This window comes from Parvularcula maris (genome assembly GCF_024505085.1).
GTDB lineage: Bacteria > Pseudomonadota > Alphaproteobacteria > Caulobacterales > Parvularculaceae > Parvularcula > Parvularcula maris.
Genome location: NZ_JANIBC010000020.1, coordinates 25,054 through 40,011 on the forward strand (window position 1 = coordinate 25,054; position 14,958 = coordinate 40,011).

Here is a 14,958-nt window from a genome sequence, read left to right on the forward strand (position 1 = left end):
GAAACCCAAGAAGGTTGCCGGAGGGGGCAGTGCAGATGAAGAAGACGCTTCTCGCCGCGTTGGTGCTGACTGCGGCGCTGACGGATGGGGCCGCAGCGCAGAGCCAGGAAGCCATGAGGCGTGCCGCCGCGCTTCAGACCTATGCCGACTACATCACCGGCGACGAGCGGGCGCCCGAGATCGGCAAGCAGGGCTCCGAGCGCGTCATCGTCGAGTTCTTCGACTATCGCTGCGGCTTCTGCCGCATGAACTATGAGCGCGTGGCGGAACTGGTCGAGAAGGACGAGCGCATTCGCGTGGTCTACAAGCCGCTGCCCATCCTCGATCCGGTGTCGGGCCCGAAGCTCTCGAAACTAGCCGCGACCATGGCCGTCGCCGCCCAGGCCGAGGGCGATTTCAGCAAGTACCACGACCACCTGATGCGCCGGCGCGGCCCGTTCACCGAGGAGCTGATCGTGGAGGCGGCCACTCAAGCCGGGCTCTCCGCCGAAGCCATTGAGAAGGCCCGCACGGACGAGGCCATTGCGGGTTATCTGGAGGAGGTCGCCACCCTGGCCGAGCTTCTCAGCATCGACGGCACCCCCGCCTATGTCATCGCAGGCAGCGTCTATCGCGGCGCCATCCGTCCGGATGTGATGAGCGCGGCCCTCGACCGCGCCGAAGCGACCTCGCGCTAGTCCCTGAGCGGCTGCGCGCCGCCAAGATCAATGCCGAACATGTGCTCCTGTCGCGTTGCCTGAATGAAGGCTTTTCCTCGAAGTCTGTTGCGTTTTGTGGGGACGTTAGGTGTTGGGTAGTAGCGTCGGGAGATGGTCGGTGCTGCTACGTTCTCGCCAGGAAAGGCCTTCGCCGTGACGGCGATAGAGCTGGTGGAAGACGGCTACGAGGTCGAGCTTGAGGATCGGCGCAAGGAGGGGTCGTGTCCGGCTTGTGGCAGCTGCTCGGTGCGCTCCTATGGCTGGCATCGGCGGACCCTTCAGGATCTACCGATTGCTGGGAGGGCTGTAAGGCATCGCGTGGCTCTGCGTCGTTGGAGCTGCGCGAACGAGCAATGCAGTCGCCGCACGTTCACCCAGGCGGATGTGACCGTCTTCCAGCGCTACAGCCGACGCACCCTCCGCTTCAACGACATCGTCTTGCACATGGGACGAGCTCTGAGCGGCCTCCTAGCGGAATGCTTCTTCGAGCGCCTCGGGCTCTCGATCAACGACGACACGGTCGTCAGGCACCTGTCTCGCGAGACCGAGGAGAAGAAGGAAGGTCCGCCACCTCGTGTCGTCGGCATCGACGACTGGGCGTGGAAGAAGCAGCATTCCTATGGGACCATCATGCTGAATGTTGAGAGGAACACTGTCATCGATGTTATCAAGAATGAGGACGGCCAGTTTGCGATGCCCTCACCTGCCAGCCTGATGTATAGATGCCTTGGCCTGACAAGAGGCTTGTTCCTCCAGTCCTAGCATAGCGGTCAACGTCAGCTCGTGTCTGCAGTAGGCGTCTAGACTACGGATGTCGCCGGGCGCTGCCCGGCAGGGGACGCGCCGCGCGGCGGCGCGACTTTGTTGACGCCTTTCCCTGACGAGGTCGGGGGGCCGGACGCTCGATCCGGCTACCGGAGGCGGTCGGTCCGCAACCTGTTTCGGGACTAGGGCATGTTGGTGGTATGAGTTCTCCTACGAAACAGGTCCGTCGTTTCTGTCAGTCTACGTTTCTTTTCGTCTGACTTGCTGACCGTCTCCTCGCCTCCGGTTTCCGGCGCTTACCGGTCCCCCGCCTCGCGGGGGAAAGGATGCGAGCGGAGAGGAGAGAGAGCATGGGTCAGAGAACCCCGAAGAAAGGCGCTAACGGAAAGGCCCGAGGCGCAAAGCGGCGGGACCTTTATCAGGAGGTCACCGACCGGATTATTGGCCAGCTGGAAGCGGGCACTTTCCCTTGGGTGCAGCCTTGGGACGGCAAGGCTGCAGGCCCGAGCGTGGGGCTTCCCCGAAACGCTTCGACCGCCAAAAGCTATTCGGGGATGAACATCCTGCTCATGTGGGGCGCGACCTTCGAGCGGGGGTTCCCTTCCCTCGACTTCCTCACCTTCAAGCAGGCGTTGGCCCTTGGCGGGGCCGTCAGGAAGGGCGAACGCGGGAGCACCGTGGTCTACGCCGACCGCTTCACGCCGGAAAGCGAGAAAGAGAAAGCCCGCGAGAGCGGCGAGGCCGCGCGGGAGGTGGCTTTCTTGAAGCGTTACACCGTGTTTCATGTGAGCCAGTGCGACGGCTTGCCGGACGATCTTCTGACGGGCGGTGCGCCCCTGCCCGAGCGGCAGGCGATCCCCCGGGCCGAGGCATTGATCAAAGCAACCGGCGCAGACTTCCGCATCGGCGGCGGGCGGGCCTACTACGCTCCCGGCCCGGACTTCATTCAGGTCCCGCCGCAACCGGCCTTCCGGGAACAGAACAACTACTACCGCACCTGCTTTCACGAGCTAGGCCATTGGACCGGCCATGCCTCGCGGCTGGACCGCAACCTCACCACCTCGTTCGGTACCACGGACTATGCCCGCGAGGAACTGGTGCGGCGCCTTCTCGCCTTGAAGGAACTTGCGAAAGAGGACCGGCTGCCGAAGGAGTGCACCGACGGCATTCCCGTACGGCTCGGCAGCAAGGATCAAGCCCGGCAGGCCTCGCTATCGGCTGGCCTCACCCATCGCGGCTTCCACCCCGCCGAGGAGTACCGGCAGTTCGCGCGGCTTCTGGAGGATGGGAAGACGGTATCCAAAATCGCCAAGACCTATTCGGTTGCCGAGCGCGAAGTGGAGAAGCGCCTGAAGCTGGCCCGGCTCGCGCCGCCGATCTTCGATGCCTTTGCTAGGGACGTGATCACCATCGAGCAGGCACAGGCCTTCGCCCTCACCGACGATCACGACCGTCAGATGGCGCTACTGGAGCCCCACGGCTTCGACATCGGAGCCCACGCCATCAGGCGGCCTCACAGAAGGCGAGATGCCCGCCACGGACAGTGAGCGTTGATACGCCATCGGTTCAAGTATCAACGCGAACGCCCGCTTCGTCGGTGTGGACGCCTATGAAGAAGCGGGCGGCAAGGTGCGCCGTGACCTCTTTGGCGAGGAGGGTGACACCCTCGCCGATGACGGCCTTCTGACCCGCCTCGCAGAGAAAAAGCTGCAGGAGATCGCAGACAGCCTACGCCCCGAAGGCTGGTCCTGGGTCCTGGCCATGGTCGAGTTCGACCCGAGCCTTCACCAGAGCTGCTACCGGGTGCATCCGCAGCTAAGGGAGGTGACCGGCGAGGCAAAGGAGGAGCGTGACCGGCTGGCCGAGCGGCTCAAGACCCTTCTCGACAGCCCGGAAGGCACCGAGCCGGAGAACCACGACCTTAGCAGGGCAGAGTGGGAAGAGGTCGAGGCCATCGAAACGCGCATGGACGATATCGACAAGGCGCATACGGACTTTACCGATGAAGACAAAGGCAAGGGCGGCGTGGTGGTCCACCTCGACCATCGAGGCAAGGCGAAGATCGTGCGGGGTCTGGTCAGGCGCGCCGACGACAAGACCAAAGTGAAGAAAGCGGAGAAGCCCTCTGTACCCACGGTGTTCACAAGCGCTGCATGGAGATCGTCACCCAAGCCCTCGCCCGCGATGTGGCGGCGAACCCGCCTGAGGCCGACATCCTTCTCACCGCCGTCCTCGCCGGAAGCGCCTTCAGCCACTGGACGCTTCAGGGCACCAAGCTGGCGATCAGCGGCTTCCATCCCTCGGACGGGTCGGAGCTGCCGGTGAGCCACGCGCTCGCCGAACGGCAGGAGCACTTCGCCGAGCGGCTGAGTGACAGCCTTGCCGAGACGGTCACGATGGTGGCGGTTCTTACTGAGGAGGAACGCCGTGAGCTTCGCAGCCTGTGCCTTGCGGCATCCCTCGACTTCAGCGAAGCCCGCAGCGACCAGCCTGACCATGCAGCGCGGAGAACGGCGGGCCTCATCGCCGAGCGGTTCGGCAGCGACCTTCGCCGACACTGGACGCCCGACGAGGCGTACTTCCAGAAGCTCAGCCGCCCTGCCGTTGCGGAGGCCTTAGCCGAGATGGGCAGCCAGGAGACCGGGCTGGAGCGTGCCAAGAAGGCGGATCTGGTGCCAATGGCCGCAAGGCGCGCGAAGGCGTCGGGGTGGCTGCCGGAGAGCGTGCGGTTCGCTCAGAGAGCGGAAGAAGAGACGCCCGCGCTGGAGGCAGGCGAGGCCGAAGCAGAAGCTTCGCTACCAGAAACCGCTTGAAGAAGGCTGTCAGTCCTGCCGCGCCGAGAGCGGAGCGCGGCGGGTCCGACGCGCAGCGACGAAAGTCGGTTAGACGAGTCGCCCGCAGAGCCGGGCCGACGGCTTCTGCCGCAGAACCGCTGCAACGTTGGTGAGAAGCTTAGTGGGCGGAGTATCGCCATATCGCCGTCCTTAGACACCACGCACGATGGCCGAGCTGAAGGTCCGAAGCGCCGCGCCCGCGTGTCCCGCACGAAGTCGCTGATGGCACCTTATCCGCTGCCATGGCGGCGGTCTCCTTCCGTCTCCTGCGTGGTGCGCGGAAGAACATCCCTTCCGACTGACGACCAGGCCCTAGGGCAGACGCCAGGCGCACGAAACCGCCCTCCCCCGAAAAACTCCGGTGGCTCGCCTGACGGCGGAGCCATTCCATCGCGAAGCAGTTTTTAGGTCTCCGGCGGTCCTCCGCTTCGCTGCGGCCCCGAGGGGTTCGTCCGCCTGCCGCCCGCCCCCTTTCGGGCCTCGGTCGGCAGGGATGGTCCCGCCGACCACGGACAGAAGGAGACCACCACCATGGCAGCCATCGGCTACGTCACCCACAACCTCGAGCGGGACAGCTACAAGGGCTCGCTCAAGACCCTCACCATCGCCTGCGGCATTGAGCTGATCCCGAACGGCGAGAAGGACGGCGACAAGCAGCCCGACTTCCGCATCTTCACCGACGAGCGCACCGAGATCGGGGCGGGCTGGAAGAGGACCGGCAAGAACTCCGGCAAGCCTTACGTCTCGCTGACTTTCGCCGCCCCCGAGCTCGGACCCAAGCGCCTCTACGCCAATCTCGGCCCCGCGGCAGGACAGGACGACAGCTCCGTCTACGCCATCATCTGGAACCCCGAAGGCTGAGGCCCGCGCCCGCCTCTTATCGGGGCGGGCGTCCCTCCTTCCGACCAAGGATACCCACCATGGAACTCATCCTCGACGAACACCGCCCGCAGCTTCACACCAACTTCGCCGACGACACCAAAGATCATCTTCCTGTCGTCAAGCTCTTCTGCCCCTGGGGCGCGGCCACCTGGCTACTCACCGGCCTCGACCCGGAGGACGACAATACCGCCTTCGGACTTTGTGACCTTGGCCTCGGCTTCCCAGAGATTGGCTATCTCAGCCTCTCCGAACTCCGCTCACTGAAGGGGCCCTTTGGGCTTCGCGTCGAGCGGGACCTTCACTTCCGCGCCCTCTGCTCCCTAACGGTCTATGCTGAGGCCGCACGGCTGGCTGAGGGCATCACCGAGAACGAAGATGCACTTCGCGGTGCGCTCCACGTGCTGGAAGCGAAGGCGCGCGGCGAAGGTAGAAGCTGCCGCGGCTTCTGGGCCTGACCCAGCGGTGAAGCGGTGCGGCTTCGGATGCGCCGCTTCATCCTTGTGACGACACGTCGAAGCCTCGCCATCTCATAAATCGAGGCAGGAATTTCTTGAAACTTTCACATATTGCAAGTATCAAGAATTATGTCGACGCTCGCTGAAATTATTCGGACCGCCAGACAGGCCGACCGGCTGCTGACGGAGGGCTCGCTCCGAAGTCTTCTGGGCGGCAGCGACAGCCGCCGCTACGGCCTCGTCAACCGAGCGTTGAAAGACGGCTCGCTGATCCGCATCAAGCGGGGCCTCTACACGCTTTCGCCCGACTATCGAACGAGCCCGCCCCATCCTTTTGCCGTCGCGCAGGGCATCGTGCCCGGCAGCTACGTCTCGCTCGAAACCGCCCTCGCGCACTATGGCTGGATTCCCGAAGCGGTTTTCGAGACCGCCAGCATCGCTCCGGGGCGAAAGTCTTCCGAGTGGGACCACGAGACGATGGGACGGTTCGGCTTCTACCCGCTTGCGCTTCAGCCCTACGGTTTCCTACGGCAGGTCGACCGTGTCGAAATCGGCGGTCAGACCGCTCTTCTCGCTCGCCCGCACCGCGCGCTGATGGATCTGGTCGCGCGCCGGAAGCTACCCTGGCAGGGACTGGAATGGCTTGTAGAGAGCTTGCGGATCGAGCTCCAGCACCTCGGGAACATCCGGCTGAAAGACCTCGATGCCCTGAAGACCGTCTACAAGCAGAAGCTCCCGAACCTCTTCCTGCGCGAACTCCGGACGGCGGTCGCTGATCTAAAGGGGACGAAGCGATGATCGAACTAATCAAGGACCGGCTCAAGACCTACGGGATCAGTAACCCGCTGGACGAGGAGCACGCCACCAAGGAGGTCCTGCAGGAGATCGCGCTCTACGCCCTCTGGCGATTGCGCTTCTTCGACGTCGGCCTTTTTCAGGGCGGGACCTCCCTACGCATTCTCCACGGCCTTCCGCGGTTCTCGGAAGACCTCGACTTCATGCTCCGCCGTCCCGATCCAGACTTTGACTGGTCCCGCTATCTCGAACCGATGCTGGGCATCTTTGCCGAGTTCGGTCTTCAGTCCGAAGCCCTGCCTCGCGGCAAGATGGACGCTCGGATCAGGGCTGCGGTGATCAAGGACACGTCGGTGGCCCAACAGATCGATCTCGGGTTCGCGGACCGCGATCCGCGGCGGAAAATCAAGATCAAACTCGAGATCGATGTCGAACCTCCGCTCTATTCGGGGGAGGACGTCACCTTCCTGGATTTCCCCCTCGATCACGAAGTCCGTCACCAGGATCTGGCATCGAACTTCGCGCTCAAGGTCCACGCCCTCCTGTGCCGAGGCTTCCTCAAGGGACGGGACTGGTTCGATTTCTCCTGGTACGTCGCCCGCGGCGTCTATCCCAACCTGCCGCATCTTGAGGTCGCGCTCTCTCAGTTCGGCCCGTGGTCTGAAGAAGAGGGTCTTCGAGTCGATCCCGATTGGCTCCTTGCCGCTCTTACCGAGAAGATCGCCGAGATCGAATGGAGCGCGGCGGCCGAGGACGTCAGGCGGTTTCTCAAGCCCGCGCAGGCCGCTTCGCTGGATCTCTGGAGTAAGCGCTTCTTTCTCGACAAGCTTCGCAAGCTCGACGCCAACCGCCCTTACTAACTGGCCGCGCGAAAGACGGTCCCTCTTCGGCCAGCAGCTCTCGTCGTGGTTCGAGACCGAAGGAGTACGTGGTTGCTCAGGCCGCCAGCTTACTATGTGACACAGCCTGGTTCCTCTCCCTGAGCGCCTCACCGAGCTGAACCCTGCGTCCGTCAGTCCGTGACGGACGCGCCGCGTTGGCGCTGGTCGCGCCAACCCTTTCCCTCTTTCGACAACGCGCCAACCTACACCGCCCGATCGCTCCGCCTCCAGGATCGAAACTTCTTGCCGGTCGCGTCCGAGGCTTGCGCGGGAAGGCGGGGGTTCGGTCCCGCCGACCGGCAACAAGTTCCGCCCGCATGGCGGCGCCCTTCGGGCGTCCTGGACCCGAACCGCCGTGCGGCTCCGGCCTGCGGTGTCGATCAGAAGAAGGAGCCGACGCCATGACCAACATCGTAGAAACCAAAGCCTTGTTCAGCTTGGAGGAGGAGATCGCCGTTGCCGAAGCCGAGCTCGTAAGCGCAACACGTTTCGCCCGCCGGAGCGAGGCGGACTTCGACCGCTACGGCGTTCAGAACACCCCTCATCTGGCTGCTCTCGCTACCAGGTTGGACCGGTTGAAAGCAGAGCAGCGAACGGCAGCCTGAGAGGTTGCGAACTGAACGCGACGGCTGCCGGGTCGTCGTGTTTGGTGTCGTGAAGCGGTTCCACTGGAACCGGGAATATCAACTGCTGCCTGCAATCATATTCCGTGATTTCAAACGAAAGAAGCTTCGTAAGAAACGCGGAGCTTGCCACGCGTTTCGTACGGCACGACATTGAAAGTCGGAGGGAGATGATGCTCAACAAGGAAACGACGCGGGTCCTCGAAGAGCAACGACGCCACGCTCTGACCGAGGAGGACGCAGCTGTCTTTGCCGTGGCCCTCAACAAAACGCCTGAGCCGACCTGGAAGGCCAGAGAGGCTGTCCAAGCCTACCGCAACCGCGTAGTTCATGCCGACTGAGAGATGCCCTAAGCTTGGTGTTGGGGGTTCGGGGTTGAGAGTGTTCCGAGCCACCCTTCTCGGATATTTCTGGCGATGAAGGACGTGCAGGCGATTTCAGAGTCCGACTGACGGTTTACGGCGACGGCGTTCCGTTCTATCTTCGTTCTGCTTTCGCCCGGTGATCGATCTCCGCTCCTCAGGAGATCAAACCCATGGACTTTCTACCGACGCATGGCGGCCCTGACCGCTGCCGGTTCCTTCAAGACTGGTTTTCAGCGCCTTCCCGTTCAGGCCCCTCAGTCTTATCGGTCACGGGCGGCTTTGCATCGTCGCCGCGACTCGGTGGCGATGCCCTACCCTCACTCCGCGACATGCGCCGCACGCTCTCTTCGGGACCGAGTTCCGAAAGCTTCGCCAGCACCTTCGCCAAGTCGTCGAGCTTCCAGGCGTGGAGCTTCGATGCCATCACCAGCCTGCCGAGGTGCTGGGCGGCATCGGCTTCGATCTGCTTCGCCTTCTTCGCGAGACTTTCCTGCTTCGCACGATGGGCTTCGAGTTCGGCAATCGGGTTCTTCTTCGCGGGCACGGCCGGGTCCTTTCTGGTCGATAGGTCCCACTCTGAAGGATCGAACAGCTCCCTTCGCGGGCTACAAGGACGATCCAAACTGTCCTGTCCGAAAGAGCTGCAATCCTTCCTTCGCCGAGGGGCCGATCCGTCCGGAAAGAGAAAGCGACGGGCCTGCCGAGAACGGCCAGGGGGCCCCACTGGCCTGATCACACACAACGCACAGGGTGCCGAGGGGCGGCAAAGCCAGTCTATGCCTGGGTTTGAGGGCTCGTCCGCAAAATCGGCTCCGTTCGGACATCGGTATCCGATACATCGTGATCACCAATATCTATACGGCACACGGCGGATACAGCCTGTAGCCCTAGCGCGCCGTCGATGCACCGATTGGTCAGAGGGCCGATTTTCGACCGAGTGGCCTGAGGTGCGTTTCAACGCAGGAGGCCGGTCATGACCGATTGCGCCCGCTACCAGTTCCGCCTCGGCAAAAAAGACGCCTGGGCCCTTGAGAAGGCTGCCAAAGAGCGCGGTATCGCCGCCAACCTCATGGCCAAGAAGATCGTCCAGACGGTCCTTCGCGACGACCTCGTCTCCCCCGACCGGCTCGCCGAAGACCTCCTCATCATCCGTGCCGGCATGGAGCAGCTCTTCAGCCGGTCGGACCGCGACGAGGAGCTGGACCACGCCATCGAGCGGCTTTGTTCGAAGCGGAAAGCGGCCCGTCTCTCCGGTCTCCAGGAGGTGGTATGATGACGACCAAGAACGCGAACGGACCGTTCAAGACCTTCCTTCGCGGCGGTCAGGTCACCCTCCACACGCTGCGCATGTTCGGTCAGGTGATCGGCTTCCTGGCAGCGGCCATGGCGGTGTTCATGGGCGTGATCGCCTACACCGGGACCATGGCGAACACGACCTGGCAGGAGCGCCACTACGCCACGAAGCTCTACGAGGCGGGGCTCTATCGCATCGCCCGCGCGCCTCTCGATACCGAACTCAACATGCGGACCGGATCGGGGGAGGTGGCACCCTTCACCATCGAGACGATCCTAACCCATGAAGGGGTCGCGGCGCACGAAAAGGCGTTCCGGAAGACCGCACTCTTCTGGTCGACGCTCGGCGCGGGAAGCGGCGGCGGTCTCTTCCTCCTCCTCGTCATTCTGTTCCTCCAGCGGGGCGGGTCGCTCACCCGGACCAATGTCAAACGAGGCGCCGCGATGACCAGCGCGAGCGCGCTCAAAGCGGCGGTCACGGCCCACAACCGCGAGCGGCGGCGGAAGGTCGAAGCCCTACGAAAGAGGCCAGTCTACTCACTAGCGGGGGTCCCCTACCCCGCTGGATCGGAGGTGCAGCATACCGCCATCTCCGGCACCATCGGGTCAGGGAAGACCCAGGCTATCGCGGCCCTCATGGAGGAGATCCGGGAGGCGGGAGACCGCGCCGTCGTCTTCGACCTGACCGGCGGGTTCATCGCCCCCTTCTACCGCGATGGCACGGACACGATCCTCAACCCCCTCGATTCCCGCTCGCCGAACTGGTCCGTGTTTGGCGAGGCAACATCGAAGGCCGGGTTCGACGCCATCGCCTCGGCTATGATCCCGCGGGGGCTGCACGGCGATCCCGTTTGGGCGGACTCGGCGAGGCTCGTCTTCTCGACCGCGGCGCAGCTCCTGGTCGGCGACGGCAAGTCGACCAACAAGGACCTGGTCGATACGCTTCTGACTGCCGACCTCGACCATCTCGGCACCTTCTTCGAGGGCACACCGGCCGCCCCGATCATCTCCCCGGACAGCCCAAAGATGACCAACTCGGTGCGGATGATGCTGAACACCTATCTCGATGGGTTGCGGCTGCTTCCGGCGGAAGGGCCGCCCTTCTCGATCACCGAATGGGTTGAAAACGACGAGGTCGGAAGCACCCTTTTCTTGTCTTCCAGAGCGGACATGCACGAGACCCTGAAGCCCCTTCTCACGGTCTGGATGGACACTGCCGTCAGGGCGCTCATGTCCCGCCCGCGCGATCAGTTCCGGCGGGTCTGGTTCATCCTCGATGAGGTCGCCGCGCTCCAGTTCCTGCCCTCGATCATGGACGGTCTCGCTAGGGGGCGACAGTTCGGCGCGGCCTTCGTTCTCGGCATCCAGGCTCAGTCTCAGCTCAGGCAGATCTACGGGCCCGATGGCGCGCAATCCCTGTCCTCCGTCTGCCGAACGAAGCTCATTCTCGCGGCGGCCGATGCAGATACGGCGAAGTGGTACGCTGACTTCCTTGGTCGGCAGGAAAGCTCTCGGTCCAACGAGAACGTCTCCTTCGGTGCCAACACCATCCGCGATGGTGTAATGGTCGCCCGTCAGGAGAAGATCGAACACCTCGTCATCCCGGAGGAGATCATGAACCTGCGCTCCCTCGAGGGCTTCCTGAAGCTGCCCGAAGGCTTCCCCCTGGCGAAGGTTGAGGTGCCGTTGGTCATTCGAGAGGATATCGCATCGGCCTTCGAACCGAGACCGTCGGACGGGCTACTGGTCACTCGGTCGGGGTCTGCGAAGAGCTCAAAAATGTCGAAGCCGAAGCGCTCGGATGACGGGCCGGACCTCTTTTCTCATGGCGAGGTTGAAAGCGACGATCTGACGGGCCTTTCGACGGCTGGTGCTGACAGAACCGACGAGAAGTCTGACCCAACCGAACGGCCGAAGGAGAAAGAGCGGACGTTCCCCAGCTGGGATGCTGAGCTGTGAAGCAGCGAGGGAACAGACGAGCCGTTCCGCGACCTGCGAGGTTTGACAGGGGCAACTGTCCGTTCCGAAGGTCCGGCATGGCTCGTCCATCCGTTCCGCTGCCCATCGCTCGTGCAACCAGGTGGAGGCCCGACTGCGCATCCCCAACCGGTCGGCCCGGCGGCTGTGGCTCCATGCCCAGGGCCTGTCCGGAACACCGACCGGCCCGCTGGACTTGGACAGAATCATCGAGCGGCTCGGCTTCGTCCAGCTCGACACGATCCAGGTCGTCGCTCGGGCCCATCACTACATCCTCTGGAGTCGCAACCAGAACTACCGCGAAGGCATGCTCGGCGAGCACATGACCGGGCAGCGCCGCGTCTTCGAGCACTTCACCCACGATGCCTCCGTCATCCCGATGGACTTCTATCCCTTCTGGGGACGTCAGTTCCGACGTCTCGAGGAGAAAGTCCGCGGCTGGGAGTGGCACAAGGTCATGCTGCCCTTCGAGGGCCGCGAGGCGATCAAGGACCGGATCCGGTCCGAAGGGCCCCTCTGTACCAAGGACTTCGATACCAAGATTCAGGGTGCGAAGAAGATGTGGTCGCGACCGCCGCACAAGCTCGCCCTGGACTACCTCTGGTACGCAGGAGAACTCTCTACCTCGCGCCGCGAGAACTTCACCAAGTTCTACGATCTGACAGAGCGCGTGATCCCCGAGCGGTTTCGCGAGCAGGAGAAGTCGGACGCGAAGCAGGTCGACTGGCTGTGCCGCGGCGCCCTCGACCGCCTGGCGTTCGGAACCGAAGGTGACATCGCGAAGTTCTGGGACGCGGTCGGCAACGACGAGGCCAAGGAATGGGCAGCCTCGAACGCCGGTAATCTCGTCCCCGTAGAGATCGAAGGCGCCGACGGCTATCGGAGAACAGCCCTCGCGCCGAGCGATATCGAGACCAGGCTAGACACCGTTCCCACGCCGACCAGTCGGCTGCGTATCCTCAATCCGTTCGACCCGGTGATCCGGGACCGCGCCCGGCTCCTGCGCCTGTTCGGGTTCGAGTATACGGTCGAGATGTTCGTCCCCGCCGCGAAGCGCCGGTGGAGCTACTACGTCTACCCCCTCCTCGAAGGTGACCGCTTCGTGGGTCGGATCGAGGTCAAGGCCGATCGAAAGATTGGCAGGCTGAACGTTCTCAACCTTTGGCCTGAGCCCGGCGTCAAGTGGACAGAAACGCGAGAGGCCAAACTCCGATCCGAGCTTGAACGCTTGGCGCGCTTTGTGTCCGTAAACGACATCACTGGGCTGAACAGCTGAGGCCGTCTTCGACTGGGTCGGCGCAGAAGCGGAAATAAGAGAAAGCTCAGAAGTCTCCTGTAGCCAATTCTTGCAGTCCCAGGGCCGTTTGGAACTCGGCCCAAGAAGCTTGCGCCAGCACAACCCAAGCATGTAGCTCGTTGATCTCATCCTGATAGCCATCGACATAGCCCTTGCGTGCGGCGTAGTTGTTGCGCTGCAAGTCTTGCGACCACCTTTCATAGGTGCGCGGTCCGCGTCACTCCCAGGTGAAAGGCAAGACCCCCATCCTCTTCGCAGACGACGCACGCACCCTGATCCGCTCGATCGATACAAGCCGCCTACCAGGCCTTCGGGACCGGGCCGTGATCGGCGTCATGACCTACGCTTTCGCTCGCGTCTCCGCCTGCTTTGCCATGGACCGGAGCGATGTCTTCCCTATGCACCACCGCCTCTGGCTGCGCCTTACCGAGAAAGGCGGCAAGCACCATGAGATGCCCTGCCACCACAATCTGGAAGACTATTTACGTGCCTATATCGAGGCGGCAGGCATCCAGGACGGCCCCTTCTTCCGCACCCTGCGCGGACGCACCGGCCAGCTCACCGTGAACCGCCTCCAGCGCTCCGAAGCCCTGCGGATGATCAAACGCCGTGCCAAGGACGCCGGGCTGGAGAACGCCTCCATGTTGGGCAACCACACCTTCCGAGGCACCGGCATCACCGCCTACCTCTCCAACCCCGATGCACGCTTAGAGCTCGCCCAGCAGATGGCCGGACATGCCGACCCCAAGACAACACGAATGTACGACCGAAGATCGGATCAGATCAGCTTGAGCGAGGTGGAGAAGATCGGCATTTAAGACCGTCTATAACCATTCCTATTTATGCTAATCACTTATATTGCCGAAGTACATAATAAAAACGCATCCCAAAAGTCAGCTTTTTTCTACCTCTTTCAGGGTAATGTATAATTCTTCATCCCACACAATGTAGAGACCACCAAGCGGACCTTTCTCTATGCATACAGGTCTATACCCACCTGACCTATCAAAAGGGCTATCGCCCCCAGCTCTATTACTATAGTAATTATTACTGAAGGCAAATTCTTTGAACTGAAGAAGGCCGACCGCAACTCCGTTGCAGTATGCAAAACTTGCATCATATCGCCACTCACTACTTATCTTTTCACTGCCAACCTCATAGATATAGCTTCCGTCATCAACAAGCTTGAGCGTTAGTTCGACACCAGAGTGCTCTCCTCGATAAGTAGTTATAATCTCATCCCGCTCCACATTCAAAGAACAGGACGCACAAGCCAGCAGCGATAAGAATAAAAGCCTTGATATCATCGACATGTACTCCCATTAGGCACAGGCTCACTCCAAGAAAAGTATTGCTCAATATTGCTCATGGGGGCGTGCATACCTGTCCCGAGAAAGCCTCCTGAACTCCTACCCCACGCTGGAGCTACGCCGTACGCAAATGATCGGAAGCTCGAGCGGTTAAATAAGGTGTAATGGGCTTGACCATTGTGTACATAGGCGGACCCAGTGAATGATCCGACAAAATGTTCGCCGAATGTATTAGCTTCGAAGTATTCTGATTTATAGGTTCCGAATAATCCCGCACCGAATTCACCACGAAAATTCGTATAGGTTGAACCCAATCCATCGTCTAATTTTTTGGAGAACTCGCACCTTAATTGATCCATTCTATGAGACGAAGCAAGATCTCTTGTTATCGTATGGTCACCGTTATAATAGTAAGCACTCGGACCACGCCCTAAAAACCAATTGGCGGTTAAGCCAGCTGTTGTTGCGCCTGATCTGAAACAATCTACCCATGCCGAGCGTGTTGCTACCTGGACGGGATCAGTACAAATAGAACCGTTACCATCACAGTAAGCTACATTTGCGCTCCTGTTTCCTCCATTGGTTCTTCCGCCCCGAGGGCCGCTACTCCCGCCGCCAGATCCCCAAATTTCTCCGGCGAGATAATTTCCGTTTGCATCTGTACCGGGAAAACTAGAACAATCATCTCGCTCGATGCGCGATCCAGTGCATTTAACAGTACCTGTCGGGTCTGTTTTATTCACCGCGTCCCCGCCGACATAGGCGTACCAGTTCAGCCCGTCG

The 14,958-nt window shown here is 61.9% G+C and carries 17 protein-coding genes and 2 pseudogenes; 15 read left to right on the plus strand and 4 right to left on the minus strand.

The features are described 5' to 3' along the window. Positions 1-35: 35 nt before the first annotated feature. The 11 genes and pseudogenes from NOG11_RS14050 to NOG11_RS14100 all read left to right on the plus strand — a co-directional run bounded on the left by NOG11_RS14050 (position 36) and on the right by NOG11_RS14100 (position 8,274). Positions 36-677, plus strand: a complete 642-nt coding sequence (locus tag NOG11_RS14050) for a DsbA family protein (RefSeq protein ID WP_256620427.1) — start codon at positions 36-38, stop codon at positions 675-677. A 132-nt stretch (positions 678-809) separates the two neighbouring features. Continuing rightward, complete coding sequence (locus NOG11_RS14055; RefSeq protein WP_256620429.1) at positions 810-1,460, plus strand: transposase family protein; 651 nt, start codon at positions 810-812, stop codon at positions 1,458-1,460. 353 nt (positions 1,461-1,813) lie between these two features. Further along, positions 1,814-2,572, plus strand: a pseudogene (locus tag NOG11_RS15235) (ArdC family protein); the annotation flags it as partial. A gap of 490 nt (positions 2,573-3,062) precedes the next feature. Then, entirely contained in the window at positions 3,063-3,788 is a 726-nt protein-coding gene (locus NOG11_RS14065) for a hypothetical protein (protein ID WP_256620432.1), read from the plus strand. Next, positions 3,785-4,276, plus strand: coding sequence for a hypothetical protein (locus NOG11_RS14070; RefSeq protein WP_256620433.1), 492 nt, complete (start codon positions 3,785-3,787; stop codon positions 4,274-4,276). The genes NOG11_RS14065 and NOG11_RS14070 overlap by 4 nt, the downstream gene beginning before the upstream one ends. A 552-nt stretch (positions 4,277-4,828) precedes the next feature. Beyond that, the gene (locus NOG11_RS14075; protein ID WP_256620434.1) at positions 4,829-5,158 is read left to right on the plus strand and encodes a DUF736 domain-containing protein; all 330 of its coding nucleotides are present in this window, start codon (positions 4,829-4,831) and stop codon (positions 5,156-5,158) included. A 59-nt stretch (positions 5,159-5,217) separates the two neighbouring features. Next, complete coding sequence (locus NOG11_RS14080; protein ID WP_256620436.1) at positions 5,218-5,634, plus strand: DUF2958 domain-containing protein; 417 nt, start codon at positions 5,218-5,220, stop codon at positions 5,632-5,634. Positions 5,635-5,763: 129 nt separating this feature from the next. Continuing rightward, positions 5,764-6,432: a type IV toxin-antitoxin system AbiEi family antitoxin domain-containing protein gene (locus NOG11_RS14085; RefSeq protein ID WP_256620437.1), complete on the plus strand. Its 669-nt coding sequence runs from the start codon at positions 5,764-5,766 to the stop codon at positions 6,430-6,432. Continuing rightward, positions 6,429-7,289 carry a nucleotidyl transferase AbiEii/AbiGii toxin family protein gene (locus NOG11_RS14090; RefSeq protein WP_256620439.1) on the plus strand — a complete coding sequence of 287 codons (861 nt, stop codon included), beginning with the start codon at positions 6,429-6,431 and terminating at the stop codon, positions 7,287-7,289. The genes NOG11_RS14085 and NOG11_RS14090 overlap by 4 nt, the downstream gene beginning before the upstream one ends. Before the next feature lie 422 nt (positions 7,290-7,711). After that, positions 7,712-7,915, plus strand: coding sequence for a hypothetical protein (locus tag NOG11_RS14095; RefSeq protein WP_256620440.1), 204 nt, complete (start codon positions 7,712-7,714; stop codon positions 7,913-7,915). A 191-nt stretch (positions 7,916-8,106) separates the two neighbouring features. After that, complete coding sequence (locus NOG11_RS14100) at positions 8,107-8,274, plus strand: type II toxin -antitoxin system TacA 1-like antitoxin (protein ID WP_256620441.1); 168 nt, start codon at positions 8,107-8,109, stop codon at positions 8,272-8,274. A 241-nt stretch (positions 8,275-8,515) separates the two neighbouring features. Here NOG11_RS14100 and NOG11_RS14105 read toward each other — a convergent pair whose 3' ends face one another. Beyond that, on the minus strand, positions 8,516-8,842 hold the full coding sequence (locus NOG11_RS14105) for a DUF6437 family protein (RefSeq protein WP_256620442.1): 327 nt from the start codon (positions 8,840-8,842) through the stop codon (positions 8,516-8,518). A gap of 429 nt (positions 8,843-9,271) precedes the next feature. On the opposite strand from NOG11_RS14105, the gene NOG11_RS14110 reads away from it, so the two are divergent. From NOG11_RS14110 to NOG11_RS14120, 3 genes are all read left to right on the plus strand, one after another. Continuing rightward, positions 9,272-9,571, plus strand: a complete 300-nt coding sequence (locus NOG11_RS14110; RefSeq protein ID WP_256620443.1) for a hypothetical protein — start codon at positions 9,272-9,274, stop codon at positions 9,569-9,571. Beyond that, complete coding sequence (locus NOG11_RS14115) at positions 9,571-11,550, plus strand: type IV secretion system DNA-binding domain-containing protein (protein WP_256620445.1); 1,980 nt, start codon at positions 9,571-9,573, stop codon at positions 11,548-11,550. Before NOG11_RS14110 ends, NOG11_RS14115 begins: the two co-directional genes overlap by 1 nt. Positions 11,551-11,764: 214 nt before the next feature. Beyond that, entirely contained in the window at positions 11,765-12,844 is a 1,080-nt protein-coding gene (locus tag NOG11_RS14120) for a winged helix-turn-helix domain-containing protein (protein WP_256620446.1), read from the plus strand. Positions 12,845-12,890: 46 nt separating this feature from the next. Here NOG11_RS14120 and NOG11_RS14125 read toward each other — a convergent pair whose 3' ends face one another. Next, positions 12,891-13,046, minus strand: a complete 156-nt coding sequence (locus tag NOG11_RS14125; protein ID WP_256620448.1) for a hypothetical protein — start codon at positions 13,044-13,046, stop codon at positions 12,891-12,893. 22 nt (positions 13,047-13,068) lie between these two features. Here NOG11_RS14125 and NOG11_RS14130 point away from each other — a divergent pair, with 22 nt between their 5' ends. Continuing rightward, positions 13,069-13,683 carry a tyrosine-type recombinase/integrase gene (locus tag NOG11_RS14130; protein ID WP_256620449.1) on the plus strand — a complete coding sequence of 205 codons (615 nt, stop codon included), beginning with the start codon at positions 13,069-13,071 and terminating at the stop codon, positions 13,681-13,683. Positions 13,684-13,758: 75 nt separating this feature from the next. On the opposite strand, the gene NOG11_RS14135 is transcribed toward NOG11_RS14130, so the two are convergent. Together NOG11_RS14135 and NOG11_RS14140 are read right to left on the minus strand one after the other, a co-directional pair. Continuing rightward, positions 13,759-14,178, minus strand: a complete 420-nt coding sequence (locus NOG11_RS14135) for a hypothetical protein (RefSeq protein WP_256620451.1) — start codon at positions 14,176-14,178, stop codon at positions 13,759-13,761. After that, a pseudogene (locus NOG11_RS14140) lies at positions 14,169-14,958 on the minus strand (hypothetical protein); the annotation flags it as partial. The gene NOG11_RS14135 and the pseudogene NOG11_RS14140, both read right to left, overlap by 10 nt.

Excerpts from the sequence above, each read along its gene's own strand:
- NOG11_RS14050 (WP_256620427.1), top strand. The coding sequence starts at position 36 with ATGAAGAAGACGCTTCTCGCCGCGTTGGTGCTGACTGCGGCGCTGACG.
- NOG11_RS14055 (WP_256620429.1), top strand. The coding sequence starts at position 810 with ATGGTCGGTGCTGCTACGTTCTCGCCAGGAAAGGCCTTCGCCGTGACG.
- NOG11_RS14075 (WP_256620434.1), top strand. The coding sequence starts at position 4,829 with ATGGCAGCCATCGGCTACGTCACCCACAACCTCGAGCGGGACAGCTAC.
- NOG11_RS14080 (WP_256620436.1), top strand. The coding sequence starts at position 5,218 with ATGGAACTCATCCTCGACGAACACCGCCCGCAGCTTCACACCAACTTC.
- NOG11_RS14085 (WP_256620437.1), top strand. The coding sequence starts at position 5,764 with ATGTCGACGCTCGCTGAAATTATTCGGACCGCCAGACAGGCCGACCGG.
- NOG11_RS14090 (WP_256620439.1), top strand. The coding sequence starts at position 6,429 with ATGATCGAACTAATCAAGGACCGGCTCAAGACCTACGGGATCAGTAAC.
- NOG11_RS14095 (WP_256620440.1), top strand. The coding sequence starts at position 7,712 with ATGACCAACATCGTAGAAACCAAAGCCTTGTTCAGCTTGGAGGAGGAG.
- NOG11_RS14100 (WP_256620441.1), top strand. The coding sequence starts at position 8,107 with ATGCTCAACAAGGAAACGACGCGGGTCCTCGAAGAGCAACGACGCCAC.
- NOG11_RS14110 (WP_256620443.1), top strand. The coding sequence starts at position 9,272 with ATGACCGATTGCGCCCGCTACCAGTTCCGCCTCGGCAAAAAAGACGCC.
- NOG11_RS14115 (WP_256620445.1), top strand. The coding sequence starts at position 9,571 with ATGACGACCAAGAACGCGAACGGACCGTTCAAGACCTTCCTTCGCGGC.
- NOG11_RS14135 (WP_256620451.1), bottom strand. The coding sequence starts at position 14,178 with ATGTCGATGATATCAAGGCTTTTATTCTTATCGCTGCTGGCTTGTGCG.